This is a genomic window from Micrococcus sp. KT16 (genome assembly GCF_003315015.1).
Taxonomy (GTDB): Bacteria; Actinomycetota; Actinomycetes; order Actinomycetales; family Micrococcaceae; genus Micrococcus; species Micrococcus luteus.
Genome location: NZ_QNRG01000003.1, coordinates 1 through 16,196, shown reverse-complemented (window position 1 = coordinate 16,196; position 16,196 = coordinate 1). Strand labels below are relative to the sequence as shown.

13 protein-coding genes, 2 tRNA genes and 2 rRNA genes are annotated in these 16,196 nt (G+C 74.6%); 7 read left to right on the top strand and 10 right to left on the bottom strand.

From position 1 onward, the window contains the following. Positions 1–78 precede the first annotated feature (78 nt). The 3 genes from DE149_RS03530 to DE149_RS03520 all read right to left on the bottom strand — a co-directional run bounded on the left by DE149_RS03530 (position 79) and on the right by DE149_RS03520 (position 2,875). Positions 79–1,530 carry a S8 family peptidase gene (locus DE149_RS03530; protein ID WP_233490697.1) on the bottom strand — a complete coding sequence of 484 codons (1,452 nt, stop codon included), beginning with the start codon at positions 1,528–1,530 and terminating at the stop codon, positions 79–81. Between the two features lie 276 nt (positions 1,531–1,806). Then, positions 1,807–1,883, bottom strand: a tRNA-Thr gene (locus tag DE149_RS03525). Positions 1,884–2,002: 119 nt separating this feature from the next. Next, positions 2,003–2,875, bottom strand: coding sequence for a thioredoxin domain-containing protein (locus DE149_RS03520; protein WP_113913963.1), 873 nt, complete (start codon positions 2,873–2,875; stop codon positions 2,003–2,005). A 107-nt stretch (positions 2,876–2,982) separates the two neighbouring features. Here DE149_RS03520 and DE149_RS03515 point away from each other — a divergent pair, with 107 nt between their 5' ends. Beyond that, a complete protein-coding gene (locus tag DE149_RS03515; protein ID WP_113913962.1) occupies positions 2,983–4,284 on the top strand; it encodes a DUF4032 domain-containing protein in 1,302 nt (433 codons plus the stop codon). A 13-nt stretch (positions 4,285–4,297) separates the two neighbouring features. Here DE149_RS03515 and treZ read toward each other — a convergent pair whose 3' ends face one another. From treZ to DE149_RS03495, 4 genes are all read right to left on the bottom strand, one after another. Next, a complete protein-coding gene (gene treZ, locus DE149_RS03510; RefSeq protein WP_113913961.1) occupies positions 4,298–6,289 on the bottom strand; it encodes a malto-oligosyltrehalose trehalohydrolase in 1,992 nt (663 codons plus the stop codon). Then, positions 6,286–8,766, bottom strand: coding sequence for a malto-oligosyltrehalose synthase (gene treY / locus DE149_RS03505; RefSeq protein ID WP_113913960.1), 2,481 nt, complete (start codon positions 8,764–8,766; stop codon positions 6,286–6,288). Before treY ends, treZ begins: the two co-directional genes overlap by 4 nt. Before the next feature lie 62 nt (positions 8,767–8,828). Beyond that, positions 8,829–9,314, bottom strand: coding sequence for a hypothetical protein (locus DE149_RS03500; RefSeq protein ID WP_069941864.1), 486 nt, complete (start codon positions 9,312–9,314; stop codon positions 8,829–8,831). A gap of 36 nt (positions 9,315–9,350) precedes the next feature. Next, positions 9,351–10,394: an aldo/keto reductase gene (locus DE149_RS03495; RefSeq protein ID WP_113913959.1), complete on the bottom strand. Its 1,044-nt coding sequence runs from the start codon at positions 10,392–10,394 to the stop codon at positions 9,351–9,353. A 65-nt stretch (positions 10,395–10,459) separates the two neighbouring features. Between DE149_RS03495 and DE149_RS03490 the strand changes: the two genes are divergently transcribed. The 5 genes from DE149_RS03490 to DE149_RS03470 all read left to right on the top strand — a co-directional run bounded on the left by DE149_RS03490 (position 10,460) and on the right by DE149_RS03470 (position 14,725). Continuing rightward, on the top strand, positions 10,460–11,362 hold the full coding sequence (locus tag DE149_RS03490) for a fumarylacetoacetate hydrolase family protein (RefSeq protein WP_002855103.1): 903 nt from the start codon (positions 10,460–10,462) through the stop codon (positions 11,360–11,362). Then, positions 11,349–12,092 (top strand): NADPH-dependent F420 reductase, encoded by a 744-nt coding sequence (locus DE149_RS03485; RefSeq protein ID WP_113913958.1) that lies wholly within the window; start codon positions 11,349–11,351, stop codon positions 12,090–12,092. The genes DE149_RS03490 and DE149_RS03485 overlap by 14 nt, the downstream gene beginning before the upstream one ends. A gap of 62 nt (positions 12,093–12,154) precedes the next feature. Beyond that, positions 12,155–13,714, top strand: coding sequence for a DUF5129 domain-containing protein (locus DE149_RS03480; RefSeq protein WP_158530777.1), 1,560 nt, complete (start codon positions 12,155–12,157; stop codon positions 13,712–13,714). A gap of 92 nt (positions 13,715–13,806) precedes the next feature. Further along, the gene (locus DE149_RS03475) at positions 13,807–14,304 is read left to right on the top strand and encodes a carboxymuconolactone decarboxylase family protein (RefSeq protein WP_010079436.1); all 498 of its coding nucleotides are present in this window, start codon (positions 13,807–13,809) and stop codon (positions 14,302–14,304) included. Positions 14,305–14,362: 58 nt separating this feature from the next. Next, positions 14,363–14,725 (top strand): GNAT family N-acetyltransferase, encoded by a 363-nt coding sequence (locus tag DE149_RS03470; protein ID WP_101965696.1) that lies wholly within the window; start codon positions 14,363–14,365, stop codon positions 14,723–14,725. A 65-nt stretch (positions 14,726–14,790) separates the two neighbouring features. Here DE149_RS03470 and DE149_RS03465 read toward each other — a convergent pair. After that, positions 14,791–14,867, bottom strand: a tRNA-Pro gene (locus DE149_RS03465). Between the two features lie 131 nt (positions 14,868–14,998). Here DE149_RS03465 and DE149_RS03460 point away from each other — a divergent pair. Then, positions 14,999–15,427: a hypothetical protein gene (locus DE149_RS03460; protein ID WP_069941857.1), complete on the top strand. Its 429-nt coding sequence runs from the start codon at positions 14,999–15,001 to the stop codon at positions 15,425–15,427. Between the two features lie 128 nt (positions 15,428–15,555). Here DE149_RS03460 and rrf read toward each other — a convergent pair. Next, positions 15,556–15,672, bottom strand: a 5S ribosomal RNA gene (rrf, locus tag DE149_RS03455). Positions 15,673–15,864: 192 nt separating this feature from the next. Continuing rightward, positions 15,865–16,196, bottom strand: a 23S ribosomal RNA gene (locus DE149_RS03450); the annotation flags it as partial.

Sequence of the window (16,196 nt, the reverse complement as noted above, 5' to 3'; positions counted from 1 at the left end):
GGCGTCGGTCAGCGTGGCGCCGGGCTCGACGCCGCCCTGGGCGACCAACGAGGTCCCGGCGCCCGGGGCGGGCTCCGGTCAGGAGCTGCCGCCGAGGGAGGAGACCGCCTTGGTGGCGTCCGCCAGGCCGGCGCCGCAGCCCGCGGAGCAGGTCACGGGCATGGGCCGGGCCGTGGACTTCAGGGTGGACTCGACCTGGGCCGGGGTGAGGCTCGGCTGCTTGGCCAGCAGCAGGGCGGCCAGGCCCGCGACGTGCGGGGTGGCCATCGAGGTGCCGTTGTAGGCGGCGTGGCCGGCCGTCGTCGGGGTGGTGGCGCCGTTGTTCACGGTCGAGATGATGTTCGCGCCCGGGGCGGTCACGTCCACGGCGGAGCCGTAGTTCGAGAACGAGGCGCGGGCGCCCTGCGAGGTGGAGGCGGCCACCACGATGGTGTTCCGGCAGTTGGCCGGGCGCACGTTGGCGGCGGGCTGGTTCTCGTTGCCCGCCGCCACGACGACGGGCACGCCGCGGGAGACGGCCGCGTTGATCGCGTTCTGGTAGGTGGTGCCGCACGTGCCGGAGCCGCCGAGGGACATGTTGATGACGTCCGCCGGGTTCGGGTTGGCCGGCACGCCCGCCACGGTGCCGCCGGCGGCCCACACGACCGCGTCGGCGATGTCGGACAGCGAACCGCCGCACTTGCCGAGCACGCGGATGGGCTGGATCTTCGCGTTCGGGGCCACGCCGACGACACCCTGGGAGTCGGCCACGGCCGCGACGGTGCCCGCCACGTGGGTGCCGTGCCACGAGGAGTCGGAGGCACCGGCGGTGCCGCACTCGCCAGCGGCGTACCAGTCGCCCTCGTCGCGCGGGTTGGAGTCGCGGCCCCCGCCGTCGCGCGCCGCCCTGCCGTCGGAGATGAAGTCGTAGCCGGGCACGACGTTGCGGTCGAGGTCCGGGTGGGAGGTGATGCCGGTGTCGATGACGGCCACGGTCGCACCGGAGCCCGTCGTGCGGTCCCACGCCCCGGGGACCCGCATGCCGTGGGTGCCGGTGAAGCCCCACTGCTGCGAGTAGAGGGCGTCCACGGGGCTCAGGCCGGTGGCGGTGAGGATGGCGTCCGGCTCCACGGCCTCGACCGCCCCGGAGGCCTTCAGGTCGGCCATGAACTTCGCGGACTCGGCCTGATCCAGCTTGCGGTCCGCCTTGACCACGCGGGAGCCGAGCGCGGTCTCACGCAGCTCCTTCACGGAGACGCCGGCCTCCTTCGCGGCCTTGCCCCAGGCGTTGGCTCGGCCCTTCGCGTGGGCGGTGGCGGCGGTCTCCTTGTAGGTGACGATGAAGGAGTCGTAGCCGTCGGCGTTCGGGTCCTCGACCTGCGCCGCCGCCAGGGGCGAGGCGGCGGTCGGGGTGGCTGCCGGTGCGGCGGGGGCGTCGCCGGAGGGGGCCGCGAGCGCGGGGGACGAGGTCAGGGTCCCGCCGGCGAGGACGGCGCCGGCCACGAGGGCGCCGATGCGGCGGCGGGTGCTGCGGAGTGGGGAGGACTGCACGGGATCTCCTCGGAGTTCTGGGCCACCGGACGCGGGTGCCCGAGGGGCTCGGGCCGGGGTGACTGGGATCACGGTAAGGTCACGATTCCGTCACGACGAGGCCCAGGGTCGAAGTCTGGCGGATGGTCGAGGCATCTCTGGCGGATCCGCCAGCCAAGCCCGGCGGATGGCCACGGGCGCGCACAGCGGCGCCCCAGCGTCGGCCCGCGCCGGACACGACGACGGCGCCGCGCCCTCCCGGCGGAGGTGCGCGGCGCCGTCGGGCCCGCGGTGGGGTGGAGCCCCCTGCCGGATTCGAACCGGCGACCTGCTGTTTACAAGGCAGCTGCTCTGGCCAGCTGAGCTAAGGAGGCCTGCGGCCGGCGCCCGGGGCGCCGCGGCCGGCCCTTTCAGCGTACAAGGCCCGGGCGGACGGCGCGGGGCGCCCCCTGCGTGGGGACGCCCCGCGGACCTCGGCGACGGGTCAGCCGGGTCAGCCGGCGATCTTGGCGCCCGCCCAATCGGCGAAGGTCTTGTCCTCGCCGTCGAGGGCCCAGTTCTTCCCGTCCACGAACACGGTGGGAGTGCCGGCCACACCGGCGACGCGCGCCTGGCGGGTGGTGTGCTCGACCGCGGAGCGGAACGTGCCGTCCTCGACGCAGGAGGCGATGTCCGCGCCGTGCTCCTGCGCGAGCTGCGTGAGCGCCGCGTTGTCCAGGCCCTTGCCCTGGTGCTCGTCGTAGGCGGCGAACAGGGCGGACACGAAGCCGTTGTAGGCCTCGGGCTTCTGGTCCGCCACGCAGTACGCGGCGTTGGCGGCGCGGGCCGAGTAGTTCTGGTTGTTCGGGGCGCTCAGGTAGTCCACCATCCGGTACTCGACCGTGACCTGGCCCTGCTCGAGCCACTGCTCGATCTGGTCCCCGTTGGTGGACTCGAAGTCCGCGCAGTGCACGCAGTTGAAGTCCGCGTAGAGCACGATCCGCGTCGGCTCACCGTCACCACGGGCCTCGGTGTTCGGCAGGGTCTCGGGCTGAGAGCTCGCGGCCTGCTTCGGCACCTCGATCTTCGAGGGGTCGACCTCGCGTTCTCCCGCGCCCTCCGCCAGGTCCGTGGCCGAGGTCAACTCGATGCCGCCCTGCTCGTTCGCCACGGCGGGGATGGGGCCGGCGGCCGCGGCGTCGTCGCCGTTGCGGTTGAGCACGAACGCGACGACGAGGCCGATCACGAGCACCACCGCGAGGACCGAGCCCCAGATGACGCCGGTGCGGCGGCGACTGTCCTTCCTGCGCTGCTCCTCCTGGATCTGGCGGGCACGCGCACGAGCGTCCGTCGCCGAGGTGTGCGAGCCTGACGTGTTCCGGGCCAAGGGTCCTCCTCGTGGGGCAGTCGGTCCGGGTCGAGCACCGGAGCCGGCGGGCAGCGGGCGCGCCGCGCCAGGCGAGCATAGCGGCCCTGTCTGAAAGGATCGTGACCATGGACACCGCCGAGACCCCCTCCCCCGTCGATCGACTGACCATCACGGGCGCCCCGTCGGGGGACGCGACCGAGGACCCGGCGACGTCTCTGCTCGCCCTGCCCTGGGCGCTCCCCCTCGAGACGTGGCCGCGTGAGGTGCTGGCGGCCCTGCCGCGGGGCATCTCCCGTCACGTGGTGCGCTTCGCCCGGGTGGGCGGGGGCATCGTGGCGGTGAAGGAGACCACCGAAGAACTCGCGTTCCGCGAGTACCGGCTGCTGCGCCGGCTCGAGCGGAGCCCGGCGCCGTCGGTGGTGCCGGTGGCCGTGGTCACCGGACGCACGGAGGACGACGGCACGCCCCTGCCCGCCGCCCTCGTGACCCGGCACCTGCGCTTCTCCCTGCCGTACCGCGCCGTGTTCTCGGAGCGCCTCGAGCGCCGCACCCTCGTGCGGCTCATGGACGCGCTGGCGACCCTGCTCGTGGAGCTGCACCTCGAGGGGTTCTTCTGGGGTGACGTCTCCCTGTCCAACGTCCTGTTCCGGCGCGACGCGGGCGGGTTCGCCGCCCACCTGGTGGACGCCGAGACCGGCGAGCTCCGGCAGCGGCTGTCCACCGGCCAGCGCGAACACGACCTGGACGTGGCCGCCGTGAACGTGGGCGGCGAGCTGCTGGACCTGCAGGCCAGCGGGCTGCTGGACCCGGAGGTGGACCCCGTCACCACGCCGGACCTGCTCGTGGCCTCCTACCGACGGCTGTGGGACGAGCTGACCGGGCCCCTGCTGTTCCCCCGCACCGAGCCGTGGCGCCTGGACCGCCGCGTCCGCCGCCTGCAGGAGCTCGGCTTCGAGCTGGCCGAGTACTCACTGCGCGCCGCCGACGCCCCCGGGATGATGATCGCCCGACCCGTCGAGATCCACGCGGGCTACCACCGCCGTCGGCTGACCCGCCTCACGGGACTCGAAGTCCAGGAGAACCAGGCCCGGCGGCTGCTCGTCGACATCGAGGCCGCCCGCCGGGAGTGGGACCCGTACATGGACATCGAGGCTGCGGCGCACCGCTGGGTGGTGGAGGTGTTCGACCCCGTGGTCCGCTCGGTGCCCCTCGAGCTGCGGGCCAAGCTCGAGCCCGCCGAGGTGATGCACCAGCTCCTCGAGCACCGCTGGTACCTCTCCGAGGCCCGCGGCCAGGCCGTGCCCCTGCAGGAGGCGGTGGACTCCTACGTGGACACGGTGCTGCGGACCCGCCGCGACGAGGACGCGGTGGCGCTGCACCCCACGACCACCATGCTGCGCGCCGTCCCACCCGCGGACGCGGACTGACGCCGGCCGCGGCTCAGCGGCGCAGGAGCAGGAAGCCGGGGGCCGGGACCGCCGCCGGCACCGCGCCGGGGCCGAGGGGGCCGTCGTCGCCGTGGCCGGCGAGGAGCTCGGCCCGCGTCAGGTCCGCGGGCACGGGCAGCGGCTCCGCGCCGAGGGCGACGAGCAGGATGACGTCGGCGTCCGCGCCGGCGCGGGTGAGACGCACGTGGCGCCGGGCCGCGTCCACCTCGGCCCGGACGCGGTCGCGGCGGGGGTCGGTGAGCTGAGGCAGCGTGCGGCGCAGGCCGATCAGGGTGCGGTAGGCGGCGAGCACGCGCGCTCCCCGACCGTGGCCGTCCCCGCCGCCCGCGGCCTCCGCCCAGTCCAGCACGGCTGCCTCCCGCGTGGCGGGGTCCTGCGGGTCGGGGACGTCGGCCGGGTCCCAGCCGTGGGCGGCGAACTCGCGGCGACGTCCCTGCCGGACGGCGTCCCCGAGCTCGGGCTCGCGGAACGAGGTGAAGAACGGCCACGGCGTCGAGGCCGCGAACTCCTCCCCCATGAAGAGCATCGGCACGTGCGGGCCGGTCAGCAGAAGGGCGGCCTCGGCCGCGAGCGCGCCCTCGGACAGGGCGGCCGCGGTGCGGTCGCCGCCGGCACGGTTGCCCACCTGGTCGTGGTTCTGGATGCTGGCCACCCACGCGTGGTTGGGGACAGCCTCCGGCACGGGGCGCCCGTGGTCACGGCCGCGGAAGGTGGAGCGGGTGCCGTCGTGGAAGTAGGTGCGCTCCATGACCTTGGCCACCGCCTCCAGCGGGGCGAAGTCCGCGTAGTAGCCGTGGGTCTCCCCCGTCGCGGCCACGTGCAGGGCGTGGTGGACGTCGTCGTTCCAGGCCGCGGCGAGGCCGAGCCCGCCGGCGTGGCGGGGCAGCACCAGACGCGGGTCGTTGAGGTCGGACTCGGCCAGGAGGGGCACGGGTCGGCCGGCACGGGCCGCGATCCCGTCCGCGAGCGCGGCCATCTCCTCGAGCAGGTGCACGGCGCGGGCGTCCCGCAGGGCGTGCACCGCGTCCAGGCGCAGCCCGTCCACGCGCATCTCCTCGAGCCAGAAGCGGACGTTGTCCAGGACGAGCCGGCGCACCTCGTCCGAGTCGGCGCCGTCCAGGTTCAGGCCGTCGCCCCAGCCGGTGCCGCCCTGACCCAGATACGGCCCGAACACCTGCAGGTAGTTGCCGGAGGGGCCCAGGTGGTTGTGCACGACGTCCTGGACCACGCCGAGGCCGGCGGCGTGGGCGGCGGCCACGAAGCGGCGGTAGGCGGCGGGGCCGCCGTAGGACTCGTCGACGGCGAACCACGCCACCCCGTCGTAGCCCCAGTTCCGCGGCCCGGAGAAGGAGTTCACCGGCAGCAGCTCGACGTGGGTGACCCCGAGGTCCGTCAGGTGCGGCAGGCGGGCGATGGCGGCGTCGAGGGTCCCCTCGGCCGTGAAGGTCCCCACGTGCAGCTCGTAGAGGACGGCGCCGCGCAGGCCCCCGCCCTGGGGTGCGGCCGGATCGGACTCCACCCCGGGCGGCCCGGTCCAGCCCTCGTCCGGCCACGCGAAGGCGCGGCCGGCGACGTCGCGGCGGGAGGGCCCGTGGACCGTGTCGGGCTGGCGGCGGGAGCGGGGGTCCGGCACGGGGTCGGCCCCGTCCACGCGGTAGCCGTAGCCGGGGTCGGCCGGCGGCTGGGCGGCGTCGAGGCCGAGGGCGGCGAGCGGGTCCTCCGTGGGTGTCCACCAGCCTCCGGCGGCGGGGTCCATGGCCACGACGGCGGCGACGGGCCAGCGGTCCTCGGCGTCGTGCAGGGCGCCGGGCTCGGTGTCGACGAGGACGAGGTCGACGCTCTCTGCGTGCGGCGCCCACACTGCGTAGGGGATGGCGCGCGCGGCGTCGACGGCGGCCCGCTCGGCCGCGGCGGGGTCCAGGGGGTCGGAGCCGATCGGGTGCAGGCCCGGGGCGGGGGCGTCGGCCGGACGGGGCTCGGTCACGGGGCGGTCCTCTCTCGGCGGTCGGACGGGGCGTGCGCCGGGACGAGCAGCGCGACGGGCAGGGTGCTGAGCAGTTCGTCGAGGCGCACGGCGCCGCGCGCGTCGGGGTGGACGGGGTGGCCGGTGACGGCGTCCTCCCACCGCCCAGCCGGCACGGTCACGACGGTCTGGCCCCAGCCACCCGCGGCCGCGAGGCGGACGGGCCAGCGGGTGGCCACGGCGAGCGCCCCGCCCCGGTCGAACGCGATCGCGTGTTCGGCGGCGGGGCCGGAGACGTCGAGCGGGCGGTGGCCGGTGAACAGCTCGGGCCGGTCGCGGCGGGCGCGCAGCACGCCGGCCACGACGGCCAGCTTGGCGGCGGCGGGGTCGTCGAGGCCGGGCGTGTGGCCGGCGTCGAGGCGGTCCAGCAGGTCGGCCCGGGCCGCGAAGTCCACGGGGCGGCGGTTGTCCGGGTCCACGAGGGTGGGGAAGGGCACCTCCGTGCCCTGGTAGACGTCGGGGACGCCGGGGGCGGCGAGCTGGACGAGCTTGTGGCCGAGCTGGACCACGAGGCCGGGCTCGGCGATGCGGTCCGCGACGGCCTGGAGCACGCCCCGGGCAGGCCCCTCGGGGGAGGTGACGGCGGCGGCGAGTGCGGCGAGCCGGGCCTCGAACTCGGGGTCCTGGTCCGTCCAGGTGGTGGCCAGGGCCGCCTCGCGGGAGGCCTTCTGCAGGAAGCCGAGGATCCGCTCCTCCTCCGGCGTGGTGCCGTCCGTGGGCCAGACGCCCACGATGGACTCCCAGAGCAGCCGCTCCGCGTCGGGGTGGCCGAGCGGGTGGAGGCGCCTCAGCTCCGCGAGCTCGGCGGCCCAGCGGTCGGGCTCCTCGGCGAGCACGGCGATGCGGGCGCGCACGTCCTCGCCGCGCTTGGTGTCGTGGGTGCTCAGGGTGGTCATGGCCGTCGGCCAGGCGGCCTGGCGCGCCTGCTGGGCGGCGTGGAAGTCGGCCAGGGACAGGGCGACGTGGGAGGGGTCTCCGCCGACCTCGTTCAGATTGGCCCACCGGGTGTACCGGTAGAAGGACCGGTCCTCGACGCCCTTGGCCATCACCATGCCGGAGGTCTGCTGGAACCGGCGGGCCACGGGCGAGTCCGGGTCGGTCAGCTCGGGCCGCAGGTCGCCGAGCACGTCGGCGAGGGCCGGCTCCGCCGCGGCCGCGTCCGCCAGCGCGCCCTCGAGCACGGCCAGGCCCACGGGCAGGTAGGTGCGGTACACGGGCAGGCGGGCGAGCACGGCGGCGAACGCGGCGGCCACGTCCTCGTCCGGGTGGGCGCCGAGGGCGTGCACGGCGCGGACCTCCCGGACCAGCCGGGCGGTCTCGGCCGCGAGGGAGCCGGTGGCCACGTCGTGCTTGGCCCGCACCACGGCCTCGTCCCACTCCCGACGACGGCGCGCGTCCTCGGCCGCATCGCCCGCGGCCTCGGGGTGCATGAAGACGCGTTCGACCTCGCCGAGCGCGTCGTAGCCGGTGGTTCCGTCCGCGGGCCAGTCCGCGGGCAGCGCCTCACCGGGCTCGAGGATCTTCTCCACCACGAGGTAGCCCTCCGGGAGCACGTGGGAGCGCAGGCGCCGCGCGTAGCCGGCCGGGTCCGCCAGGCCGTCCGGGTGGTCCACGCGCAGCCCGTCCACGAGCCCTTCGCGGACCCAGCGGGCGGGTTCGGCATGGACGGCGTCGAAGACCTCGGGCTCCTCCACCCGGACGCCCGCGAGCGTGGTGACGGTGAAGAAGCGGCGGTAGTTCAGCTCGGCGTCGCCGCGGCGCCAGCCGACCAGCCGGTAGTGCTGGCGGTCGTGCACGGCGCGGGCCAGGCGGGCCTGCTCCGCGGTCGGCTCCTTCGCCGGGTCCGCCGCCGCGAAGACCTCCGCGGTGCGCAGCCCGGTCTCCGTCTCGGCCGCCTCGAGCGATCCGGGGGCGAGGGGGTAGACGTTGTCCCAGTAGCGCAGACGGCCGCCCTCGGCGTCGACGACGAGACGGTCCAGTTCCGCGTCCGCGTCCCCGTCAGGGCCGTCTCCCAGCACGGGGATGAGCAGGGACCCGTCGCCGGCCGCCCAGTCCACGTCGAACCACGCCGCATGCGCCGCCTCGGGACCGTGGGTGAGCACGTCCCACCACGCCGGATTGGCCTGGGGCGTGGCCACGCCCACGTGGTTCGGCACGATGTCCACGAGCACGCCCATGCCCGCCTCGTGCGCGGCGCGCGCGACCATGTCCAGTCCCTCTGCCCCGCCGCGGGCGGCGTCCAGCCGGGTGGGGTCCACGACGTCGTACCCGTGGTCGGAGCCGGGCTCGGCCTCGAGCAGCGGCGAGAGGTAGAGCCAGTCCACGCCCAGGCGCCGCAGATAGGGCACGAGCCCGGCCACGGACTCCAGCGGCAGATCCGGGCTGACCTGGAGCCGGTAGGTGGACGCGGGGGCGGAACGGACGGTCGAGGTGCTCACGCGGCGACGCTAACAGAGGCCCCCGACGCGGCATCAGGCCCGACGGACGGCGGCGGGCGCGGTCACGGGGCCGGACGCAGCGGCAGGTCCTCGTACTTCTCCGGCGGGTTGTGGAAGATGTCCTCGCCGACGAAGGGCTCGCCCGAGGGGTCGACCAGGACCATCTCGTCCCGCAGGACGGTCCCGTCCGGCTGGGTGAGGTCGATGATGAACCCCGTGCCGGACTGGCGGATGCGCTCGATCGAGGTGTAGCCGTACTTGGCCGTCAGGTTCTGACGCAGCGTGTCCAGCCCCGCCAGGTGCGTCCCCACACCCACGCCGGCCAGCACGGCCGCGACCGCCAGCATCACGGCCCCCACCCGGCGCTGCAGCCGGGTGTTGTCCAGGACGTCCACCTCGGTGTTGCGTCCGTGCTCGTCAGCGTGCCGCCGGTGCCGGCGCTCGCGCCAGATCCCGGCGGCCAGCAGGATGCCGCCGACGACGAGCGCGAGGGCGGCCGCCCAGTAGGCGAGCCAGGGGGTGAAGAGGTTGACGGGCGCGAAGGTCATGCCCCCAGTGTGACATCCCTCACGTCCGCGGGCCGCTCAGGGCAGGCCGGTACCGCGCGCCGCGGTCCACAGGCGGTGCCACTGCGCGGAGTCCATCGCCTCGGCCACGGAGGCCGCCTCGGCGCACGCGGCGACGCGCTCCGGGTCCTGGGTGCCGATCACGGGCCGCACGCCCCACGGCAGGCGCAGCAGCCAGGCGAGCACCACGGCCTCCCGGCTGACGCCCAGCTCCGCCGCGACCTCGCCGACGACGCCGGCCGCGCCGTCGTCGCCGGAGCTGAACCGACCCTGCCCCAGCGGACCCCAGGCCTGCAGCTCGATCCCCTCGGCGGCGCACACCGGGCCGAGGCGCCCGGCGTCGGCGTCCGCGGGGGCGTCCGGGTGGTTGGCGAGCACGGCCGCCTCCACGAGGGTGCGGTGGTGCAGGCCGAGCTCGACCTGGACGCACGCCAGCCCGGTCCCGTCCGCCGCCTGGCTCTCGAGCTCGCGCTGGAACTCGAGGACGCGGCCCACGCCGAGGTTGGAGAGGCCGAGCTTGCCGACCAGGCCCGCCTCCCGCGCGTCGAGGAAGGCGCGCACGGTGTCGGCCACGGGCGTGAGGACGTCGGGCCGGTGGATGATCAGGGTGTCCACGCGCTGCTCGCCGAGGCGGGCCAGCGAGCCCTCCAGCGAGGCGCGCACGTGCTCGGGCGAGGAGTCGTAGCGGGTCAGACGCCGCCCGGCCGGGTCCGTCTCGTGCAGGACGATCCCGCACTTGGTCTGCACCTTCAGGGCGGAGCGCTCCTCGTAGGGCAGCTCGTGCAGCAGCCGGCCGACGGTCTCCTCGGAGCGGCCGGCCCCGTAGATGTCCGCGGTGTCCAGCAGGTCGACGCCGGCCTCGATCCCGGCGCGCAGGGCGCGGCGGGCACGCTCCACGGCCGCCTCGGCCTGCGCTTCGCCCGCGGGCCCCTCCGGCCCCGCCCCCGGATCGGCGTCCGGGGGCGGCGGGGGAACGGACCCCCAGGCCATGGTCCCGAGGACGATCGGGGTGGCCGGGGTCGGGTCGAGGTCGAGCGGCGGATGCGTGGAGGCTGTGCTCATGGCCTCACCGTCTCACGTCCGCCCGCCCCGGGTCCGGACCTGCCGCCGTGTGATGGGATGGGTCCATGAAGCTCGCCACGTTCCGCCAGCCCGACTCCGACGCGGCCTACCCCGGCGCCACGTTCGCCGCGGTCATCACCTCCGTGCACCCCGAGGACCCCGAGGTCGCCGTGCGTGCCGTCGCCCTGCCGGACTGTCGCGACGTCGGCGAGTACCTCACCGCCACGCCGGAGGAGCAGCGGGAGATGGTGGAGGGCGCCCTCCGCGCGGCGCAGGCCGACCGGTCCCTCCTGCTGGACACCTCCGGCCTCGTCTACGACACGCTCGTCCCCTTCCCCACCAAGGTGTTCTGCGTGGGCCTGAACTACACGAACCACATCGACGAGACGGGCCTGGAGCGCCCTGAGCATCCGACGCTGTTCGCGAAGTTCCCGCAGTCCCTCACGGGTGCGCTGGACCCGATCGAGGTCCCCGAGGAGGACCACCGGGTCGACTACGAGGGCGAGCTGTGCATCGTGGTCGGTGAGCCGGGCCGGCGCATCGCCGTCGAGGACGCCCCGGAGCACATCGCGGGCTACGCGGTGGCCAACGACATCTCCATGCGCGGCTTCCAGGGCCGCACCTCCGAGTGGCTGCAGGGCAAGGTGTGGGAGGCCTCGACGCCCGTGGGCCCGTGGCTGGTCACCCCGGACGAGTTCCCGGCGGACGCGCGCGTCCTCACGCACGTCAACGGCGAGCTGCGTCAGGAGGACAGGGTCGCCGACGTCGTCTTCTCCCCCGCCGAGCTGGTCTCCTACGCCTCGCAGCTGATCACCCTGAACCCGGGTGACCTGATCCTGACCGGCACGCCCGCGGGGGTCGCCCTGGCCCGCCGGGACGCCGAGGGCCGCCGCCCGTGGCTGCGTCCCGACGACGTCGTCGAGGTGGAGATCACCGGGCTGGGACGCCAGCGCAATGAGCTCGTCTGAGGCGGCGCCGGCGGACGCCCTGCCCCGCGTCGTCGGCATCCTCGGTGCGGGGCGGGCGGGCACCGCGCTGGCACGGGCGATCGCGCGCATCCCCCGCCTCTCCCCGGGCACGGCCGCCCCACGGGTGATGGTCGCGGGCACGCGGCGCCCCGCGGCGGTCCAGCGTCACCTGACGATCTACGCGCCCGAGGCCGTCGCCGTGTCGGCCGAGGACCTGGCGGCGGAGGCGGAGCTCGTCGTCGTGGCCGTGCCGCGCGAGGCGCTCGACGACGTCGACCCGCTCGCCCTCGCCGGGCCGGCCACGCGCGCCGTGGTGGACCTGACCAACACGTGGCCGGGCGAGCCCGTCCCGGCGTGGCTCGACGACGACGACGGCGCGCCCGGCTCCGTCCGGATCGCCGCGCGCTGGGCCGCCGCAGGGCTGCGCGTGCCCGTCGTGCGCGCGTTCTCGGAGATCTCGCATCACGACCTGGAGGACGCCGGGCGCGCCACGGCCCCGCGCCGCGCCCTCGCGGTGGGCACCGAGCCGACCGACGCGGCGGCCGACCCGGCCGCGGTCGCCGCCGCGCGCGACACGGTGATCGCCCTCGTCACCGCGATGGGCTTCGACGCGGTCCCCTACACGGGCCTCGACCGGGCCGGGGTCCTCGAGCCGGGGGCGGCGGGGTTCGGCACCGCGCACGACGCCGGCCGGCTCGCCGCGCTGCTCGCCGACGCGCCCACCGGCTGAGGCGCGCCACCGGCCGCGGTGCCTACGCTGGGCGGGACCGCCGACCCGTCCAGGAGGCCCCCGTGACCCGTCCGACGCACCGCAGCGCCCGCCGCACGCTCACCGCGGTCGCCCTGTCCGCCGCCGCCCTCACCGGGCCGGCGGCGTCCGCCACCGTCGTCGCCCTGCCGGTCACGGCGGGGGTGACGGGCGCCGTCGTCGCCGCCGCGCCGCAGGCCCACGCCGTGGCCTGGGACCAGGTGGAGCTCGTGGATGACGCGGGCGTGATCGACCCCGCCCAGCTGCGCCGAGACCTGGCGGGGATCGAGTTCCGGGAGCCGACCCGCGTCGCCGTGGTCACCGAGCGCGGCCCGGACCTGTCCGCGCTGGACGACGACCGCGCGTCTCAGGCGTTCAACGGGCGGGTGCTCGAGCGGGCTCGCGCCGAGCACCCGGACTGGATCAGCGCGGACGGCCAGAAATGGGCCGACGACCTCGTGATCGTGGCGCTCGACCCGGACAACCGGTTGATCGGGGTGTACGTGGGCGAGGACCGGATGCTCAGCACGGACCGGCTGCGGGAGGTGCGCGAGGCCGGACACGAGGCGGCCCGTGCGGCCCGGTGGACGGACACGGTCGTGGATGTGACGGACGCCGCCGCCGAGCTGATCGGACGCCCCTGGTGGCAGGCTCCCGAGCTGTGGTTCGGCGCGGGGATCGTCGGTGTGGCGGGCGGCGGCGCCGCGGCCGCGGCACTCGCGAGCCGACGGCGTCGCCGCCGCCGGACGGCCGACCTGCTGGCCGAGGCCCGCACCCACCTGACCTCCGTGACCCTGGAGATGGACGCCACCGAGGTGAACGCGTCCACGGTGCCCGAGGACTCGCCCCACGCGGCCGCGCTGATGGAGCGCTTCCGCACCTTCCGGCGCCAGGCGCTCGACGCGTCGGCGGAGCTGGACCGCCTCGAGGCCCTGCCGGAGCGCAGCCTGCATCGCACGGAGCATGCCCGGGCCGCGGAGGACGTCCGGGACCGCGCCCGTGAGCTCGACCGCCTCGACGACGCCGTGGCCGCGGCGAACACCTTCTTCAACCGCCACCCGGGGTGGCCGGCGGCGTGGGACCAGCAGACCGCCCCGCTGCGGGCCGACCTGGACGCCGTCGGCACGCTGGCCTCCTCCGTCGGCTCCGCCGGAGCCGTCCGGTCCGCGGTCGCCGCGCTGGAGTCCTTCCGCACCGAGGCCCAGGACCGGCTCGAGGCGCTGGGTGCGGACCTGCAGGACGAGCGCCTGACCCCGGCCGCGGCGTTGGACGAGCTGGACGCGCTGCGGCGTCGCCTGACCGGTCTCGTCTCCGCCCTCGCCGACGCCGAGGTGGCGGCGTTCGGCAAGGACGAGGCCGAGCGTGAGCTGCTGCGCGACGAGCTGCGCACGCACCGTGGCCCGGTCCGGTCCGCGCGCGGCTCGATCCTGGACTCCGCGCTGCCGGCGGATGCCTACTGGACGGTGGTGGCCTTCACCACGGGCCGCCAGGCCGGCGAGCGGTCCGTCCAGGACCATCGCCAGGCGCAGTCCAGCTCCTCCGGGACCGGCTACGGATCCTCGGGCGGCTCGTTCTCCGGGGCGGGCTCGTCCGGCCGATTCTGAGCCGATCGGGGCCGGATCTGAGCCGGAAGCTCGTCCGGGCCGGGCACCCGGTCCCTGGCCCACCGCCCCGTTCTGCGAGACAGTGAAGGACCATGACCGCCGCTGACACCCCCGCACCCCGCCAGGACCCCCTCGCGTTCTTCCTCGACAAGGCCGTGCCCGAGGCATGGCACGCGGTCGGGCCGCTGGCCTCGGCGGCGCGCGCCGCCGCCGAGCAGGCCGGGCTGGACCGGCAGCTCGTGGAGCTCGTGAACCTCCGGGTCTCCCAGCTCAACGGCTGCGGGTTCTGCCTGGACCGGCACACCCGCCAGGGCGCCGACGCCGGTCTGAGCGTGCAGCGCCTGGGACTGCTGCCGGCGTGGCGTGAGGCCGGGGCCGTGTACTCGGAGCAGGAACGCGCCGCGCTCGAGCTCGCCGAGGCGGTCACGGACCTCCCCGAGCAGGAGCAGCTGAACTACGTGCAGGCCTCCACGGCCGCTGTGCTCACGGACGCCCAGTACGCGGCCGTGCAGTGGGTCGCGATGGTGATGAACCTGACGAACCGCATCTCGATCCTGTCCCATCACCCCGTGCGGCGCCGGGACGACTGACCCCCTTCCCCGTCGCCGGCCCGGCGGCGGGGTCCACCCAGGAACGAGAGGACCGACCATGACCGAGCAGACCCCCAGCCTGGAGCACCCGCAGGTCCGCAAGAACGCGGAGAGGTACGAGATCGTCGTCGACGACGCGGGCACGGTGGCCGGCTTCACGGTGGCGATCGACGACGACACCGCCGACGGCCCGGCCCAGCGGATCTTCCCGCACACCAAGGTCGACCACCAGTACGAGGGCCGGGGCCTGGCCTCGACGCTCGTGCGCGAGGCGCTGAAGGACACCGTGGCCGCGGGCCGCCGGATCGTCCCCGTGTGCCCGTACGTGAAGGACTGGGTGGACGAACACGACGACGTGGCCGGCGAAGTGGACCCGGCGCGCCCCGAGCATATGCAGTTCCTGGAGTCCCGCCAGGACTGACGCCCCGCGCCCGGTGAGCACCCGGAGACGAGAAAAGCCCCCGCCGATCCGGCGGGGGCTCTTTCTGGTCGGGGTGACAGGATTTGAACCTGCGGCCTCGTCGTCCCGAACGACGCGCGCTACCAAGCTGCGCCACACCCCGTTGGAGGTCTCAGACCTGAATCCAACAGAGAGCGACTATACCAGCCACACCGGGTGCCGCCAAACCGAGATGCGGGGCAGAATCGCACGCGTGAGACCTCTGCGCACCCGACGAATCCGAGAGAGGCCGGCATGAGCTGGTGGCCGTTCCTGCGTTCCTCCGCGAGCCCCTCCCCCGACGACGACGGCGCCCCGGCCGCTGCCGAGCTCGAGGAGGCCGTGGCCGCCCTGCGACGGCTGTTGCGCGCGGAGCGGCACCGACTGCGCCCGGACAGCTGGGCCCTCGCGTGGGAGATGGTCGAGCACGCCGCCGAGTACGGGCCGGCCTGGACTCGCCTGCAGCGCACACGGCCCGTGGAGACGCAGGAGCTCGTGCTCGCCCTCACCGGGCGCTTGGAGCCGCTGCTGCGCGACTTCCTCGCTCTCCCCGACTCGGAGAAGCCCGCCCATGCCGACGCCGTGCACGCGCGCCTTCGGGAGCAGAGCACGGAGCACGGCCGGCTGCGCCGCCGACTCACCCGCGCGCTCACGGCACGGCTGCGTGCCGGCGAGGAGCTCTGAGCGCCGAGGGGGAGGCACCCGGGAACGCTGAAAGCCCCGTGCAGATCGCACGGGGCCGCCCGGTGAATCCTCCCGGGAATGCGGGAAGGGCCTCGCACCCAACGGTGCGAGGCCCTCCCTCAAAGAATGTCCGGCGGCGACCTACTCTCCCACAACCTCCCGGCTGCAGTACCATCGGCGCTGTGGGCCTTAGCTTCCGGGTTCGGAATGGAACCGGGCGTTTCCCCCACGCTATGACCGCCGTAACCCTAACCCCACACCACCACCCTCAACACGGGCAACAGCAGGGAAACCTACGGGTCACACAACAGTGACACTATTCAACTCAAAACACCCCAACCACCCACCAACAAGCAGACAGCCGGTTGCAATCAGACAACCGCACAGCGGACGCGAACACCAACCCATCACCTTGAAGCAAGCAATAGGATAAGAGTGTGTGTAAGTCATCGGCCTATTAGTACTGGTCAGCTTCACGAGTCTTCAGTCCTCGCTTCCACATCCAGCCTATCAACCCAGTGTTCTAGCTGGGGGCCTCACACCCTCAAAGGGGCAAGGAAATCTCATCTCGAAGCCGGCTTCCCGCTTAGATGCTTTCAGCGGTTATCCATCCCGAACGTAGCTAATCAGCCATGCACCTGGCGGTACAACTGACATACCAGAGGTTCGTCCGTCCCGGTCCTCTCGTACTAAGGACAGACCTTCTCAAATTTCCAACGCGCGCAGAGGATAGGGACCGAACTGTCTCACGACGTTCTGAACCCAGCTC